13 protein-coding genes are annotated in these 15,647 nt (G+C 33.4%); 6 read left to right on the top strand and 7 right to left on the bottom strand.

From position 1 onward, the window contains the following. Window positions 1-9: 9 nt before the first annotated feature. Together ACFFGA_RS05795 and rpsO are read right to left on the bottom strand one after the other, a co-directional pair. Entirely contained in the window at window positions 10-2,259 is a 2,250-nt protein-coding gene (locus ACFFGA_RS05795) for a polyribonucleotide nucleotidyltransferase (protein WP_386061016.1), read from the bottom strand. 217 nt (window positions 2,260-2,476) lie between these two features. Next, entirely contained in the window at window positions 2,477-2,746 is a 270-nt protein-coding gene (gene rpsO / locus ACFFGA_RS05790) for a 30S ribosomal protein S15 (protein ID WP_386061232.1), read from the bottom strand. A 181-nt stretch (window positions 2,747-2,927) separates the two neighbouring features. Between rpsO and ACFFGA_RS05785 the strand changes: the two genes are divergently transcribed. Then, window positions 2,928-4,034: a sensor histidine kinase gene (locus tag ACFFGA_RS05785; protein WP_386061014.1), complete on the top strand. Its 1,107-nt coding sequence runs from the start codon at window positions 2,928-2,930 to the stop codon at window positions 4,032-4,034. A 72-nt stretch (window positions 4,035-4,106) separates the two neighbouring features. Continuing rightward, window positions 4,107-5,030, top strand: a complete 924-nt coding sequence (locus tag ACFFGA_RS05780) for a hypothetical protein (RefSeq protein ID WP_386061011.1) — start codon at window positions 4,107-4,109, stop codon at window positions 5,028-5,030. A gap of 54 nt (window positions 5,031-5,084) precedes the next feature. On the opposite strand, the gene accD is transcribed toward ACFFGA_RS05780, so the two are convergent. From accD to tamL, 3 genes are all read right to left on the bottom strand, one after another. Beyond that, entirely contained in the window at window positions 5,085-5,942 is an 858-nt protein-coding gene (accD, locus tag ACFFGA_RS05775; protein WP_386061008.1) for an acetyl-CoA carboxylase, carboxyltransferase subunit beta, read from the bottom strand. A 229-nt stretch (window positions 5,943-6,171) separates the two neighbouring features. Next, complete coding sequence (gene fbaA, locus ACFFGA_RS05770) at window positions 6,172-7,239, bottom strand: class II fructose-bisphosphate aldolase (protein WP_386061005.1); 1,068 nt, start codon at window positions 7,237-7,239, stop codon at window positions 6,172-6,174. A gap of 108 nt (window positions 7,240-7,347) precedes the next feature. Beyond that, a complete protein-coding gene (gene tamL, locus ACFFGA_RS05765; protein ID WP_386061002.1) occupies window positions 7,348-9,939 on the bottom strand; it encodes a translocation and assembly module lipoprotein TamL in 2,592 nt (863 codons plus the stop codon). A 97-nt stretch (window positions 9,940-10,036) separates the two neighbouring features. Between tamL and ACFFGA_RS05760 the strand changes: the two genes are divergently transcribed. Continuing rightward, on the top strand, window positions 10,037-10,765 hold the full coding sequence (locus ACFFGA_RS05760; protein WP_386060999.1) for a TrmH family RNA methyltransferase: 729 nt from the start codon (window positions 10,037-10,039) through the stop codon (window positions 10,763-10,765). Here the strand turns inward: ACFFGA_RS05760 and porT are convergent. Next, window positions 10,752-11,468, bottom strand: coding sequence for a type IX secretion/gliding motility protein PorT/SprT (gene porT, locus ACFFGA_RS05755; RefSeq protein ID WP_386060996.1), 717 nt, complete (start codon window positions 11,466-11,468; stop codon window positions 10,752-10,754). The two genes, ACFFGA_RS05760 and porT, sit on opposite strands and share 14 nt — an antisense overlap. 1 nt (window position 11,469) lies before the next feature. Beyond that, on the bottom strand, window positions 11,470-12,201 hold the full coding sequence (gene ubiE / locus ACFFGA_RS05750; protein ID WP_386060993.1) for a bifunctional demethylmenaquinone methyltransferase/2-methoxy-6-polyprenyl-1,4-benzoquinol methylase UbiE: 732 nt from the start codon (window positions 12,199-12,201) through the stop codon (window positions 11,470-11,472). Window positions 12,202-12,319: 118 nt separating this feature from the next. On the opposite strand from ubiE, the gene trkA reads away from it, so the two are divergent. The 3 genes from trkA to ACFFGA_RS05735 all read left to right on the top strand — a co-directional run bounded on the left by trkA (window position 12,320) and on the right by ACFFGA_RS05735 (window position 15,594). Beyond that, window positions 12,320-13,669, top strand: a complete 1,350-nt coding sequence (trkA, locus tag ACFFGA_RS05745; RefSeq protein WP_386060990.1) for a Trk system potassium transporter TrkA — start codon at window positions 12,320-12,322, stop codon at window positions 13,667-13,669. Window positions 13,670-13,678: 9 nt separating this feature from the next. Then, complete coding sequence (locus tag ACFFGA_RS05740; protein WP_386060987.1) at window positions 13,679-15,181, top strand: TrkH family potassium uptake protein; 1,503 nt, start codon at window positions 13,679-13,681, stop codon at window positions 15,179-15,181. Between the two features lie 164 nt (window positions 15,182-15,345). Next, window positions 15,346-15,594 (top strand): hypothetical protein, encoded by a 249-nt coding sequence (locus ACFFGA_RS05735; protein WP_386060984.1) that lies wholly within the window; start codon window positions 15,346-15,348, stop codon window positions 15,592-15,594. The last annotated feature ends 53 nt before the right edge of the window (window positions 15,595-15,647 follow it).

The raw sequence follows: 15,647 nt of genomic DNA, 5'->3' as shown, positions 1-15,647 counted from the left end.
AGTTAAAAATTAATCTTCCTTCTTGTCTTCTCTAGTTTTACGATCGTCACGTCTGTTATCACGTCCGCGATTATCTCTTCCTCTGTTGTTATCACGTCCACCACGATTGTTATTGTCTCTTGGTGGTCTTGCTACATAACCTTCAGGTTTTGGTAAAATAGCTTTTCTTGACACCTTTTCCTTTTTAGTTCTAGGATCTACACCAAAGTATTTTACATCAAAAACGTCTCCCATGTTTACAACATCCGATACATTTTCTGTACGTTCCCAAGCTAATTCACTTACGTGTAATAAAACTTCGTTTCCTGGTGCTTCAGTGTATTCTACAACAGCACCAAAATCTAACATCTTAATAACTTTTACTTCGTAAATACTTCCAACTTCAGGCTTAAACAATAAAGAATCAATTTTTGCCATAACAGCCTCAATCCCTTTTTTACCAACACCAAGTACTTCCACGATACCTTCTTCAGTTACAGGATCTTCATTGATTACTATAGTAGTATCGGTTTCTTTCTGTAACTCTTGAATCACTTTTCCTCCAGGTCCAATTAAAGCACCAATAAATTCGTTAGGGATACGTCTCGTTACCATAGTTGGCGCATGATCCTTAACTTCAGCATTTGGTGTTGCAATTGTATCAGTTAATTTCTCTAGGATATGTAAACGACCATCTCTTGCTTGTTTTAGTGCATTCACTAAAATCTCGTAAGACAATCCTTTAACTTTAATATCCATTTGGCAAGCTGTAATTCCGTCTGCCGTACCTGTTACTTTAAAATCCATATCACCAAGATGGTCTTCATCACCTAAGATATCAGAAAGTACAGCGTACTTATCACCTTCAGAGATTAATCCCATAGCAATACCAGAAACAGGTTTCTTTAATTGTACACCAGCATCCATTAATGCCATTGTACCAGAACAAACCGTTGCCATAGAAGAAGAACCGTTAGATTCCAATACTTCAGATACAACTCTTACAGTGTAAGGGCAATCTTCAGGAACCATACCTTTTAATGCACGTTGTGCTAGGTTACCATGACCAACTTCTCTACGAGATGTTCCACGGATTGGTCTTGCCTCACCAGTGGAAAACGGTGGGAAGTTATAGTGTAAATAGAAACGTTCTTCACCTTCAAAAGATGGCATGTCTATTTGGTTTGCTTCTCTTGATGTTCCTAAAGTAACTGTTGCTAATGCCTGAGTTTCTCCACGTGTAAAGATTGCTGAACCATGCGTTGACGGTAAGTAATCAACTTCACACCAAATGGGTCTGATTTCAGTTGTTTTACGACCGTCTAAACGTAAACCTTCATTTAAGGTTAAGTCTCTAATTGCTGTTTTTTGAGCTTTTGCAACATACTTATGAATTAGTTTTCCTAAATCCTCTTGCTCTTCTTCAGAGAACGAATTGAAAACCTCTTCTTTGATTTCTGAAAAGGCAGCACCTCTTTCATGCTTAGAAGAACCAGCTTTAGCAATAGCATATGTTTTATTGTAAACCATATCGTGAATCTTTTTTGCTAAATCTTCATCTTCACGTTCTGGCTCATACTCACGTACTTCTTTTTTGCCAACAGCTTCAGCTAATCTTATTTGTGCGGCACATTGTACTTTAATAGCTTCATGTGCAGCTTTGATAGCTTCAGTCATTTCTTCTTCAGAAATCTCATCCATTTCACCTTCAACCATCATTACCGAGTCCGCTGAAGCTCCAATCATCATATCAATGTCAGATTCTTCAAGTTGTGCTCTAGTTGGGTTGATAACAAATTCACCGTTTACACGACCAACTCTTACTTCAGAAATGGCACATTCAAAAGGGAAATCCGATAATTGAATTGCAGCAGAAGCAGCTAAACCAGCCATTGCATCTGGCATTACATCGTCGTCATGAGACATTAGTTGTATCATAACCTGTGTTTCTGCGTGATAATCTTTTGGGAATAATGGACGTAATACACGGTCCACTAAACGCATGGTTAAAACTTCTCCGTCACTTGGTCTAGCTTCTCTTTTAAAAAAACCACCAGGATAACGGCCTGCAGCAGCAAATTTTTCGCGATAATCTACTGTTAACGGTAAGAAATCTACATCTGCAGAATGGTAATTGGAAACAACTGTACATAATAGCATACATTTTCCTGATTGCACTACAACGCTACCATGTGCTTGTTTTGCTAATTTTCCGGTTTCGATAGAAATTTCTCTACCATCACCAAGGTCAATGACCTCTTTGTAAGTCTTTGGAATCATAAAATTTTTAATTCTTGTTCTGACGATAGTACGCCAAAATAATGTTAAACAATGGTCGTTGTGTTGTTGTGTAGTAGTTGTGTGACCAATGAAAAACCGCTAGTCCTGAACTTGTTTCAGAATCTCATGCTTATTCATAAATTCGAATTTTAGACGCTTTCGATTGCGTTATTTTAAAACAAAAAACCACGCTAATAGCGTGGTCTTTATATTGAGATTATTTTCTTAATCCTAATTCTTTTACTATTGCACGATATCTTAAGATATCTTTCTTAGTTAAGTAATCTAGTAGCGCTCTTCGCTTACCTACCAATTTCACTAGAGAACGCTCAGTATTGTAATCTTTACGATTGTTTTTTAAGTGTTCTGTTAAGTGGTTAATTCTTGCGGTAAATAATGCAATCTGTCCTTCTGCAGAACCAGTATTTTTTGCATCACCACCATGTTTTTTAAAGATTTTCTCTTTTGCTTTTTGATCTAAATACATGCTAATATTATTGTAAATGATTTTTATGTACTCGAAAGCCTTTCTTTCGAGCGGCAAATATAATACTTTTTTGTGATTTGTAGTTTTTTTCGTAACTTTTATCTGAAATACAATGTTTTAGTATAGTCTCCCCTCGACTAATTAAGAGCTTTCACCTAATTAATCCTGTAAATCACAAAGGATGAAGGCAGTAGATTCTCGTCGCTATTTTTCAAACGCACATGATGTGCTGGACCGTGTTTTTAACAATACTTACAACGGTATTGCAATTGTTAACTTAGAAGGCAATTGGCTAAAGGTTAATGAAAGTGTTTGTGAACTTTTAGGGTACACAAGATGGGAACTTTTTAATATGGATATAGATAATATTATCTATGCCGAAGATCTTGGTGTTCATGAAGAAAAGTATCATAAATTAATTCATGGTAAAATAGATAAGTATCGTGTTAAACAACGTTACTTTCATAAGGATGGTTCAATTTTATGGGTGTTGGTTTATGTGTCTTTAGTGTACTTTAAAGAGGGCAAGCCATATATGATATGGCAATTTAATGATGTTACCAATAGGCAAAAAAACCAAGATAAATTAAAATCGATGCTTAGTGTTGTACAAGAGCAAAATGAGAGGTTAACAGCTTTTGCAAACATAGTAACCCATAACCTTAGGTCACACTCTGGTAACTTAGCTACATTAACCGAGTTTTTAGAAGAAGATCTTTCCAATCAAAAGGATAATGAGAACTTTCAATTGTTAAAGAAAGCTGTCGATAATTTACAAGAAACCGTTTCACATCTTACAGAAGTTGCAAAAATCAAAGAAGTAGAGTCTTCAAAATTAGAAGCACTCAATTTATTTGATTTCGTAGAAAAGGCTATGTATAATATCATTGCCATGGCGCAGAATGCAAATGCAATAATATATAATGAAATAGATGAAGAGCTCAATGTTAGAGCTGTACCTGCATATTTGGAAAGTATTATACTCAATTTCCTTACTAATGCTATTAAGTATAGGTCAAAAAAACGAGTACCTATAATTGAGTTAACAACATCTCTTGAAGAGGATTTTGTGGTCTTAAAAGTAAAGGACAATGGATTGGGAATAGATATGGACAAGTTTGGAGACAAAATCTTTCAGATGTATAAAACGTTTCATTATAATGAAGATGCAATAGGGATTGGTCTTTTTATTACAAAAAACCACATTGAATCTTTAGGTGGTAAAGTAGAGGTGAGTAGTAAAGTTGATGTTGGTACAGAGTTTTCTATTTACTTTAAAAGAGCATAAATTATTCAACCGAATTAAACCTTTTGTTTTTATTCTGGTCTTAACAGTATATTAACATAAAAAAAAGTAATCATGAATTTTTTAAATCACAAACTCAAAAATACCGTTAAGAATGGTGTGGGTACAAATTGTAATGCGTTAAAGAGAGGAATATTAGGCTTGCTGGTTTTAGGCTTGGTCTTTACATCATGTAGTAACAATGATGAAACTGCTGACCCAGATAGTGAAGCTCAGGATACTTTAGAAGTTAAGCGTTCTGCTGAGATAGATCAAATTGATGCTGTTTTGGGAGATGTGATTATTGATGCCTATGAAGAGCAAGAGTCGGATGTTGTTGATAGGATTGAATATACTGGAAGTGATTCTGAGAGAACAGAATATTCTAGAGATATTCCAGATTGTGTGACTATTACAGTTGTTGCACAACAAGGCTATAGACAGGTAACATTAGATTTTGGAACAGAAGGCTGTGAAGTGAATAGCCATATTATTAAAGGGCAAATTATTTTTGATTATACAAGAGATCCTGAAGCGCAGCAAATAGCAATTAATTACAACTTAGTTGATTTTTATTTTGATGATAAAAATGTCATTGCGAGCCGTTCTATTCTCAAAAAATTGTCTAATGAAAATGGCAACCCTCAATATACTCACGATTTAAGCATAACCGTGATTTGGCCAAATGGCGTACAAGCATCGAGAGAAGGATCAAGAATTAGAGAATGGGTTGAAGGTTTTGGTAGTGGTGTTTTTAGTGATAATGTTTTTGAAATTACAGGTAATTGGTCATCGACTTTTGTAAATGGAAATACGCATACTTATGAAGTTATTGTTCCATTACGTAGAGAGGTAGTTTGCTATTATTTTGTAAGCGGATCTTTTGATGTGCAACGAACAAATTTTGGTGGTGTATTTGATTATGGAGATGGAAACTGTGATAATCAGGCAACATTTACATTTAATAATGGTACTGAAATACCTATTACTTTAAACTAGTAATTTGGTTTAAGTTTGATTGGAGAAAAAAAGCGAGCCTTATGGCTCGCTTTTTTATGCTCTTAATGGTTGATTTTTTATTAAATCTATATAGAGATTTACTTTCTTTTTTAAGTCTTTACGATGGGTTATAAAATCTAAGAAACCATGCTCTAATAAGAATTCAGAAGTCTGAAAACCTTCAGGCAATTCCTGACCTGTTGTGTCTCTTACAACTCTTGGTCCAGCAAAACCTATTAAAGCTCCGGGTTCAGCAATGTTTATATCTCCAAGCATTGCAAAAGAAGCAGTTGTGCCACCAGTAGTTGGATCAGTACACAGAGAAATATAAGGAATATTAGCATCTGCCAATTGTGCTAACTTTGCAGAAGTTTTTGCTAACTGCATTAGCGATAGTGCTGCCTCCATCATACGTGCTCCGCCAGATTTACTAATAATCATAAATGGTGTTTTGTTTTTTAAGGCATAATCTGCAGCTCTTGCTATTTTTTCACCAACTACACTACCCATAGATCCACCAATAAAACTAAAATCCATACATGCAATAACTAAATCTTTTCCATTAGATTTACCTACGGCAGTACGTACAGCATCTTTTAATTTAGTTTTTTCCTGAGCAGCCTTTAAGCGGTCTGGATATTTTTTTGTGTCAATAAATTTTAGAGGATCTTTAGAAGATAAGTTGGCATCTAATTCTTTGAACTTATTATCATCAAACAGAATTTCAAAATACTCTTTGCTTCCAATTCTTACATGATAACCATCTTCAGGGCTAACATAGAAATTTTGTTCAAGTTCCTTTGTGTCTATTATTTTTCCCGTAGGTGATTTATACCAGAGCCCTTTGGGAGTGTCTTTCTTTTCTTCAGTTGAGGTATGAATACCTTTATCTTTTCTTTTAAACCAAGCCATATTGATTCATGATTTTAAGTTTGTAATTACAGATATAAAATAATCTATAATCTATATTTTTAGTTCGTTAGGGTTTGCATAAACAAAGCATACAAAATTACTATTTTATTAAATATAACTCAAAAATTGAGATAGGTATCTATAGAATTGAATTTTGTAAGCAAATAAAAACCCACTAAAACTCTGATTTTAAGTCCTAATGGGTTTTAAAAACTATTTGTTTTTTTTCTTAAAGCGTATCTATATTATTTAAATCTTCGAAAGCTTTTTTAAGTCTAGCAACAAAGGCTTCTTCACCTTTACGTAACCAAACACGTGGGTCGTAGTATTTTTTATTTGGCACATCATCTCCGTCTGGATTGCCTATTTGAGTTTGTAAGTAGTCTTTTTTGTCTTGCACGTAGTCTCTAACACCACTTAAAAAAGCCCATTGCATATCGGTATCAATATTCATTTTAATAACACCATAGCTAATACCTTCTCTTATTTCTTCTACAGTAGAACCAGATCCACCATGGAATACAAAATCGATGTGATTATGACCTACACCATACTTTTTTGAGATGTAATCTTGAGAGTTCTTTAATATTTTTGGAGTTAATTTTACATTTCCAGGCTTATAAACTCCATGAACATTCCCAAAAGCTGCAGCAACCGTAAATTGGTCACTCACTTTACTTAATTCTTCATAAGCATAAGCAACTTCTTCTGGTTGTGTATATAATTTAGAATCATCTACATCTGTATTATCAACTCCATCTTCTTCACCACCTGTAATTCCCAATTCAATCTCCAAAGTCATACCCATTTTGCTCATACGAGCTAAATATTGTTTACAGATTTCGATGTTTTCTTCTATTGGCTCTTCAGATAAATCAATCATGTGAGAACTGTAAAGAGGCTTTCCAGTTTCTTTAAAATGTTGCTCACTAGCATCCAGTAAACCGTCAATCCAAGGTAAAAGTTTCTTAGCACAATGGTCTGTATGTAAAATTACAGGAACTCCATAAGCTTCTGCCATTTGGTGCACATGCTTTGCACCAGCAATAGAACCTGCTATTGCAGCTTTTTGCCCTTCGTTACTTAAGCCTTTACCTGCATTAAATTGAGCACCACCATTAGAAAATTGAATAATTACAGGAGCATTTAGTGCCTTGGCAGTTTCTAATACTCCATTAATAGTATTAGAACCGATAACGTTAACAGCTGGTAGGGCGAAGCCTTTTTCTTTAGCTAGTTTAAAAATTTCTTGAACTTCTCTACCTGTAGCTACACCAGGTTTAATATTATGACTCATATTGATATGATTGAAAAAAGTTAGATTTCAAAAATACGCAATTTTGAATATTTATGCGTCTGTTTTTAAAGATAAATAGTGTACAAATACCGAAAACGATATAGTTTTTTAGAAAGGATAGTTAATACCAATATTGTAAACTGCATTCCTGAAGTTATAATTTTTAAACCATCTGTTTCCTTCATTTTGTGAAGGTTCGTAAGTTTTAAAACCTGTATCGAAACGTAGTACAAAAAAATCGAAATCATAACGTATTCCAAACCCAGAACCTATAGCTATATCTTTTAATGAGCTAAAGTCATTGAAAGTTGCTGCTTCATCCACAACGTTATCTAAAACATTCCAAATATTCCCTGCATCAACAAAAAGAGCGCCTTTAAAATTACCAAATAGACCAAAGCGTTGCTCTGCACTAAGATGAATTTTAAAGTTAGCTTCATTAAACTCGTTGGTGGTCTTAGAACTTCCAGGTCCTAGATTATAGGCCGTCCATGCTCTGTTATCGTTTGGTCCACCTGCAAAGAAACTCTCAGCAAACGGAATGTTAGTAGAGTTACCATAAGGAATGGCTATACCTGCATAGCTTCTAAGGGCGAGAACATTATTTCTCCCTAGGTCAAAATATTTTACATAATCAACTTCTGTTTTAAAGTATTGTGAAAACGCGACACCAAAGACTTCGTAATTTCCATTACTGTTTTTAGTAGAGCCTAAGACTTCGGATAGTGTAGAAAGAAAATTACCTGCCAACTCTACACGCCATTTAAATATTGAGAAATCATTATCAAAAATATTAGCGCGCCTATCTTTTTTATAATCGAAACTTGTAGAAAAAATAAGGTTGTTTTCGGTGAGTCGGTCTTTACGTTCGTCAATATTGTTTACCGTTACATAATCGTCATCACTGGAGGTTAAACTTGTGTTGCCCGCTAACACATCATCTATAAAGGTATTGGCAAGTGAGAATGAGTTTGAAGGGTTTTCTAAGCTCTCATCTTCATCGATATAGCCAATATCTCTTGCGATATTATCTAAACGTCTAAATGAATTTGAATAGACTCCAAAATAGTTGCTTGTATTAAGGTTTTTCACAAACTGAACATTAAAAAGTTCTAAGGTATTTGTAACCGTTTTTGAAGGCAACCAATTGTAACTAAGCAGACCCGAAATGGTTTGTTTATCTAATCCAATATTCTGTTGACTTGTAGCAGAAAGGTTGATGGCAGTACTTGGAGACATGTATTTTGGAATAATACTATCTGTTTTAAATGGCGTAAATAAACGAGGGATTGTAAGTCTTATGTTTCCACCAAACTCGTTGATATCAAAAAACGTATCTTCGGTATCACCACCATCTTCAGATGCGCCAATTGCTGCAACTCCACTTAATTCTAATGTCTCAGCACCTCTGAAAATATTTCTGATTTTTAAACCAGGAGAAACCGAAAAACCTATGGTTTGGATATTACTTTGAGAAACATCTAAATCAAAACTCAGTTGGTATTTCTTTTTAGGTTCAAGAAAAATGTTCGCGGTAAGCGTTGTATCTGCCTCGTTTTCTTCAAAAATGATTTTAGGGTATCTAAACATTTGCAGATCGTTAAGGTAACGCGAGGTTCTACTACGTGCTAAGTCACTGTAATTATCACCTTTATTAATAAAAACTGCATCGGTGAGTGCTTTAGGCCTAAATCTTAATTTGTTTTTACTGTATAAGGTGTAGTCTTTATATGTGGTAGTATCTGCAATGGTTTTGAAACGATTTTCAAAATTGTCGTCTGTAAAAATATTAACTTCCTTGATTTTATATTTCTTAAATGGTACTACTGCTGTAGAATCATCACCACGTATTGAGCGATTGGCAATAACCAATTCTGTATTTACTTTGTAATTTGTACCTATAGTATCTGTAACAAACCTAATGTATTCTTGTCCAAAGTAATAAAAACCATTGTTTCGTAAATAAGCGTTAATACGTTGGCGTTCTTTTTCATAATTACTTACGTCGTATTGCTCTCCTCTTTTCAAAAGTGACGCTTTACTAAATTTACTATATAAAGTATCAATTTCAGGACTGCTGATAATTGGCTTAACAGAGTCTAAAATAAAAGGTTTATTTTTTGTGACTTTGTATGTGACTTGAGCACGTTTATTACTGTCTTTTTTTATTTCGTAATCAACAGAATTATTTAACCATCCTCTAGAGGCGTAGTAGTTTCTAAGATTATTTACCGTCTTAAGGGTTTTGTCTTCATTCAAAATTACGGGTGCTTCTCCTGTGCGTTTTAACCAATTGTGCCTATTTCGGCGAGCTTCTACAGCACGATCAAATTGCTTTTTGGATAGTAAGGCTATGCGTCGTTTTACTTTTAACGAATCGCTTAAAACATCTGCATATATAATTGAATCAATGTTAGGCTTTGCCCAATTATAGATATGTAATCTTAGTGGTAAGCGCAAACCTAAAAATCTATCCATACCAAGGTTGGTTTGCTGTATGATAATATTGTTAACGCGCTCTTCGTTATTTACTTCTCCATCTTCAATAATGGTGTTTTTAGTAATTAAATGTTCGTCAGCTTTAACGCGTTTAACAATATTACAGGAGCTTGTAAGCAAAACAATAAAGAATAACAATATCGTATTACAAGTGGTTCTGTAATATTTTTTAGATAACAACATACGATATTGCAGTTTCAAAAGCTGTATTATTTTTTTGATATTGGATGTTATAAACAAAAATTAGTCCAAAAAAGGTTTACTTTGTAATAACACTAACAAATGTAAAGACATTTTAATGTTATCAAAGAATCAAATTAAGTTAATTAAGAGTTTAACTCAAAAAAAAATTAGACAACAATTAGGTTTATTTATTGTTGAAGGCATAAAAGGCATAGAAGAATTTCTGAATTCCGATTTTGTGCTTGAAAACTTATATACAACAAAACCAATTTTTGATAATAATGAAGCTGTAATAATTTCTCAAAACGACTTAAAAAAAATCTCTTCGTTAAAAAATCCGAATACAGCTTTGGCTGTTTTTAGAATTCCTAATGCAACTAAAATAAACGAAAAAGGCTTAATTATAGCTCTAGACGATGTAAGAGATCCTGGTAACTTAGGTACAATAATTAGACTTTGCGATTGGTTTGGTGTAAAGGATTTGGTTTGTAGTCCTACAACAGTAGATTGTTATAATCCTAAGGTTGTGCAAGCTTCAATGGGTTCGTTAACACGTGTTAACGTTAGCTATTTAGATTTAAAAGATTTTATTTCATCTACCAGCTCAGATGTTTTTGGAACCTTTATGGAAGGTGAAAATATTTATAAAACACAATTGCCTGAAAATGGAGTAGTAGTATTGGGAAATGAAGCAAATGGAATATCAGAGGCTATAAAATCTATTGTAAAAATGAAAATTACAATTCCTCAATATGGAGATGTTAACTCAACAGAAAGTCTTAATGTTGCTAATGCAGCTGCAATAGTTTTAAGCGAATTTAGGCGAAGCGCTATTGAAAAGTAAAATTAATAAAAATACCTCTTGTTTGCATTTTTGCCACATTGCCAGTCCAAGGACTATTAGGGTCAGCGTCTCGTACAATTTCATCATTTAAAGCAAACACACCACGAATTGAAGGAGTGAATTTAAAATAGAGTAGATATAAATCGATACCAAAACCTATTTCATAAAAAAAGGTATTTTTTTTCATTCTGAATTCTCCAGCACTATTATCGTCTGGGTTGTCTTCATTGCTCGAAAGGTTAAGAGCCGTAGAAATACCTCCAATGATAAAAGGTTTAAAATTATTAATTCGCTTCGTGGACACCTTTAATAAAAGCGGAACATGGATATAGGTAGATTTTACCTCTCTTAAAAGATCAGAATCGTTATAATCCATACCAGCAAAATAGCTTTCGTCGTACATTACATTTCTAGTGGTAAAAAACACTCCTGGCTCTAGTCTAAGGTTTAAGTAATCGTTAATACGCATGTCACCAATAAGACCTAGGTGAAACCCAAAGGTTTTATCAACCAAGATATCTTTTAAATCTTCATTGTAATTGAATTTAAAATCATACTGGTTGAAACCCAAAAAATAACCCCAAGACAAAAACTTTTGGTCGATATTATCAATGTTATTAGCAACTTTTTCTTTTGTAAATAGCTGAGCTGATACATTTTGAAATGCCAATAAAAATGCTAAAATGATTACAATTCGTTTCATATTACCCTTTAGATGCTGTATAAATAGTTGCCACACCCATAGTTTGTGGTTTGTCTTTGACATTAATAAACCCAATTTTTCTTAAAATATTGTTTAAAGCCTCTCCATAAGGAAAAACCGAAGCCGATTCACTTAAATAACTGTATGCAACTCTGTCTTTAGAAAATAACTTTCCAATAATAGGTAATAAAAACCTACAATGTATATTATATCCAAATTTATATATTGGGTTTGTTGGAACCGAAGTTTCTAAAATTACAAAAATGCCGTTTGGTTTTAAGACTCTTAAAATTTCTGCAAGACCCTTTTCTAAGTTTTCAAAATTTCTAACACCAAAAGCAACAGTAATAGCATCAAATGTATTATTCTCAAATGGTAAATCTTCAGAATCACCTATAACCATAGAGATAATGCCATCCAAGTTTTTAGATTTTATCTTTTTTCTTCCAACCTCAAGCATGCCGTCACTAATATCTAGTCCAATAATTTCTTCAGCATTAGTTTTGGTTAGGCTTATAGCTAAATCACCAGTTCCTGTAGCGATGTCTAAAATATTCTTAGGTTTCTTTTTAGATACAATATTTACAACCATATCTCTCCATTTTATGTCTATACCAAAAGAAATGACACGGTTTAACCCGTCATACTCCTTAGAAATAGTATCAAACATTTTTGTGACTTGAACCTTTTTTGAGGCTTCGCTATCTTTATATGGTTTTAGATTTTTAGACATTAAAAATTTTTGGCAAATATATGGATAAGTTCTAACAGTACTTACAACTTTAAATACTTTAGGCACTTATTAACTTGTAAGTTCTTAGTATATTTGCACGTCTATTTAATGATATATAATGAAAATAATTATCGCAGGTGCTGGAGAGGTAGGATTTCATTTAGCAAAATTATTATCCTACGAGTCGCAAGAGATAACCCTTATTGATAACAAAAAAGATAGTTTATCTTATGCAGGTGAACATCTAGATATAAAAACCATAAAAGGTGATGCCACATCTATAGCAATTTTAAGAGAAGCGCGTATAGAATCTGCGGCATTATTTATTGCAGTAACTTCTTCTGAAACTACAAATATCACAGCATCAGTTTTGGCTAAGCAGCTTGGTGCACAACGTACTATCGCTAGAATTTCTAATACTGAATTTATAGACGAAAAAGAAACTATTGGTTTTTCTCAATTTGGAATAGATGAACTGATTTCACCAGAATCTTTAGCGGCATCAGAAATAGAATTATTACTAAACCAATATGGTTTTAACGATACGTATGAGTTTGAAGATGGTGCACTAACCATGTTGGGCTTACGTTTGTCCAGAACGGCAACGTTTGTAGGTAAAACGGTAAAAGAAGCTGCCGAGTTATATTCCGAACTTCATTTTATTCCAATTGCAATACAGCGCTATGCAACGCAATATACTATAATACCAAGAGGAGATACTCAGTTTAAGGAAGGAGACAAAGTTGTATTTATGACCTCTAAAGGAGGTGATGCCGAATTGTTTGAGCTTTCGGGAAAAGTGAAAGCTGAAATTAAGAATGTTATGATTCTTGGAGGTAGTAAAATAGGTTATAAAACGGCTAGAGATTTATGTCAAAGTAAGTTTAACGTAAAGTTGATTGAAAGCAAAAAACCAGTTGCTGAAGATCTAGCTGATAGTCTGCCTAATGCCTTAATAATATGTGGTGATGGTAGAAATGTAGATATTCTGCATGAAGAGAACATTTCAGAAATGGATGCTTTTATTTCCGTAACAGGAAATTCTGAAACCAATATTATGTCTTGTCTTTTAGCTAAGTCTAAAGGAGTAAAGAAAACTATTGCTCTTGTAGAAAATATGGATTATTACCAACTGTCGCAATCCATAGGAATAGATACACTTATTAATAAAAAACTTCTGGCAGCTAATAATATTTTTAGATATATTAGAAAAGGTGAGGTGGTTGCAATGACAAAGCTAACAAACATGAATGCTGAACTTTTAGAGTTTGTGGTAAAACCAAATTCTAAAATCACCAATAAGGTTATTAAGGATTTAAATTTCCCAAGGTCTGCAATTTTTGGAGGTGTTATGAGAGATGGAAAAGGTTTGATTCCGCTTGGTAGTTTTAAAATAGAAGCAGGAGATCGTGTGGTAGTTTGTTGTTTGCCACGTTCCATTTCTGAGGTAGAAGCTTTTTTCTCTTAGTCTGTTATTATGTCTAGAATACATCTTAATTATAAAATTATTTTCCACTTTTTTGGATTGTTATTGCTTTTCAATGGTGGTTTTATGATGCTTGCTACTTTAATAAGCCTCATTTATAAGGATGGTGTAACATTAAATTTATTTTTGGCTGGTTTGGCCACATTGCTTTTGGGAGCTATTGCTATGTATGGTACCAAAAAGCATCGCAAAGAAATGAATAAGCGCGAAGGTTATATAGTAGTAGCCTTTGGGTGGATTGTAATGTCTCTTACAGGTACATTGCCTTATTTGGCAACTGATGCCATTCCATCATTTACAAACGCTTTTTTTGAAACCATGTCTGGCTACACAACAACAGGTGCAAGTATTTTAAATGATATTGAGGTGCTTCCAGAAGGTGTACTATTTTGGAGAAGTATGACACACTGGATTGGTGGTATGGGAATTATTGTATTAGCCATTGCCATTTTACCATTGTTAGGTGTAGGTGGTATGCAGCTGTTTGCAGCAGAAGCACCAGGTCCTGGTGGTGATAAATTACATCCAAGAATTACAGATACAGCCAAGCGTTTATGGTTAATTTATTTTGGCTATACCGTTGCTGAAACTATTTTTTTAAAGCTTGCCGGAATGTCTTTCTTTGATGCTATCAATCACGCATTAAGTACATTGTCAACAGGAGGATTTTCTACAAAAAATGCAAGTGTAGCTTATTGGAATGATAATCCTACAATTCAATACATTATTATCTTTTTTATGTTTTTAGCCGGAACAAATTTTGTTTTGAGTTATTATCTATTTAAAGGAAATGTAACAAAAATCATTAAGGATGATGAGTTTAAACTCTATTTTAAGTTTATAGCTATATTCACAATTATAGCATCACTATTAATATATTTTAGAGCAGATGTATCGCAATCTTCAATATTACATCCTATGGTATTGGGTGAAGGCGAAAGTGCCATTAGGCATGGATTATTTCAAGTATTAGCAATAGTAACTACTACAGGTTTTGTAACCGCAGATTACACAGTATGGACACCATTTCTTACGGTTTTCTTTTTCGGTTTAATGTTCTTGGGAGGTTCAGCAGGTAGTACATCTGGTGGTGTAAAAGTAGTACGTCATTTAATTTTGATTAAAAATGGCTTTTTAGAATTTAAGCGTGCATTGCATCCTAACGCCATTTTACCAGTGCGTTACAACACTAAATCAATTTCCAAAGACATTGTTTTTAATATTTTAGGTTTTTTCATTCTTTATATGTTATCCTTTATCATAGGTGCTTTGGTGTTTTCTATGTTTAATATGGATTTTGAGTCTGCTATTGGACTTTCTGCATCCAGTTTAGGGAATGTTGGTCCGGCTTTAGGTAATTTTGGTCCAGTAAATAATTACGCTGCATTACCAACCTTAGGTAAATGGTGGGCTTCATTTTTGATGCTTATTGGACGATTGGAATTGTTTACAGTACTGATATTATTTACACCGTTCTTTTGGAGAAATCGGTAAAATTTTCAACTTTTTTTAATTTTTTTTAAAATAGACCTAGCCTATATTTTTACTAATAGTTCCAGATTTTTGGTTATTTATTTTTCTTATCTGCTGTAACACAGACTGTAACATTTTTTGAAGTTGTACGTCATATCTATGTAACCAATTAAAAAATATCAATCATGGAATTAGTATTAAATCAAAAATTAGAAACAGTACCAGAACCCATTGAGGTGTCACATTTTACAACCAATGGATTATTGAATTCTAATTACAAATCAGTTGTGAAGTATAACTTTAGCAAGTCAACAACAAAATCTATATTTGGAATTAGACAAAGACTAAAATCTTCTCAACAAACTATGGTAAACCATACAGCTGTAATTTTAAAATTGTCTGTCTTTGCATTGTTCTTAGTGGCTTTATTTTAGAATTTAAACACTATCATAAAAAAAAGCTATAATCAAATCATTTGATTATAGCT

Source organism: Winogradskyella pulchriflava (assembly GCF_042434315.1).
Taxonomy (GTDB): Bacteria; Bacteroidota; Bacteroidia; order Flavobacteriales; family Flavobacteriaceae; genus Winogradskyella; species Winogradskyella pulchriflava.
Note: the sequence above shows the minus strand (reverse complement) of the source record. Positions and strands in the feature narration are given on the sequence as shown.

Coding starts and splice junctions, on each gene's coding strand:
- ACFFGA_RS05795 (WP_386061016.1), bottom strand. CDS start 2,259: ATGATTCCAAAGACTTACAAAGAGGTCATTGACCTTGGTGATGGTAGA.
- rpsO (WP_386061232.1), bottom strand. CDS start 2,746: ATGTATTTAGATCAAAAAGCAAAAGAGAAAATCTTTAAAAAACATGGT.
- ACFFGA_RS05785 (WP_386061014.1), top strand. CDS start 2,928: ATGAAGGCAGTAGATTCTCGTCGCTATTTTTCAAACGCACATGATGTG.
- ACFFGA_RS05780 (WP_386061011.1), top strand. CDS start 4,107: ATGAATTTTTTAAATCACAAACTCAAAAATACCGTTAAGAATGGTGTG.
- accD (WP_386061008.1), bottom strand. CDS start 5,942: ATGGCTTGGTTTAAAAGAAAAGATAAAGGTATTCATACCTCAACTGAA.
- fbaA (WP_386061005.1), bottom strand. CDS start 7,239: ATGAGTCATAATATTAAACCTGGTGTAGCTACAGGTAGAGAAGTTCAA.
- ACFFGA_RS05760 (WP_386060999.1), top strand. CDS start 10,037: ATGTTATCAAAGAATCAAATTAAGTTAATTAAGAGTTTAACTCAAAAA.
- porT (WP_386060996.1), bottom strand. CDS start 11,468: ATGAAACGAATTGTAATCATTTTAGCATTTTTATTGGCATTTCAAAAT.
- ubiE (WP_386060993.1), bottom strand. CDS start 12,201: ATGTCTAAAAATCTAAAACCATATAAAGATAGCGAAGCCTCAAAAAAG.
- trkA (WP_386060990.1), top strand. CDS start 12,320: ATGAAAATAATTATCGCAGGTGCTGGAGAGGTAGGATTTCATTTAGCA.
- ACFFGA_RS05740 (WP_386060987.1), top strand. CDS start 13,679: ATGTCTAGAATACATCTTAATTATAAAATTATTTTCCACTTTTTTGGA.
- ACFFGA_RS05735 (WP_386060984.1), top strand. CDS start 15,346: ATGGAATTAGTATTAAATCAAAAATTAGAAACAGTACCAGAACCCATT.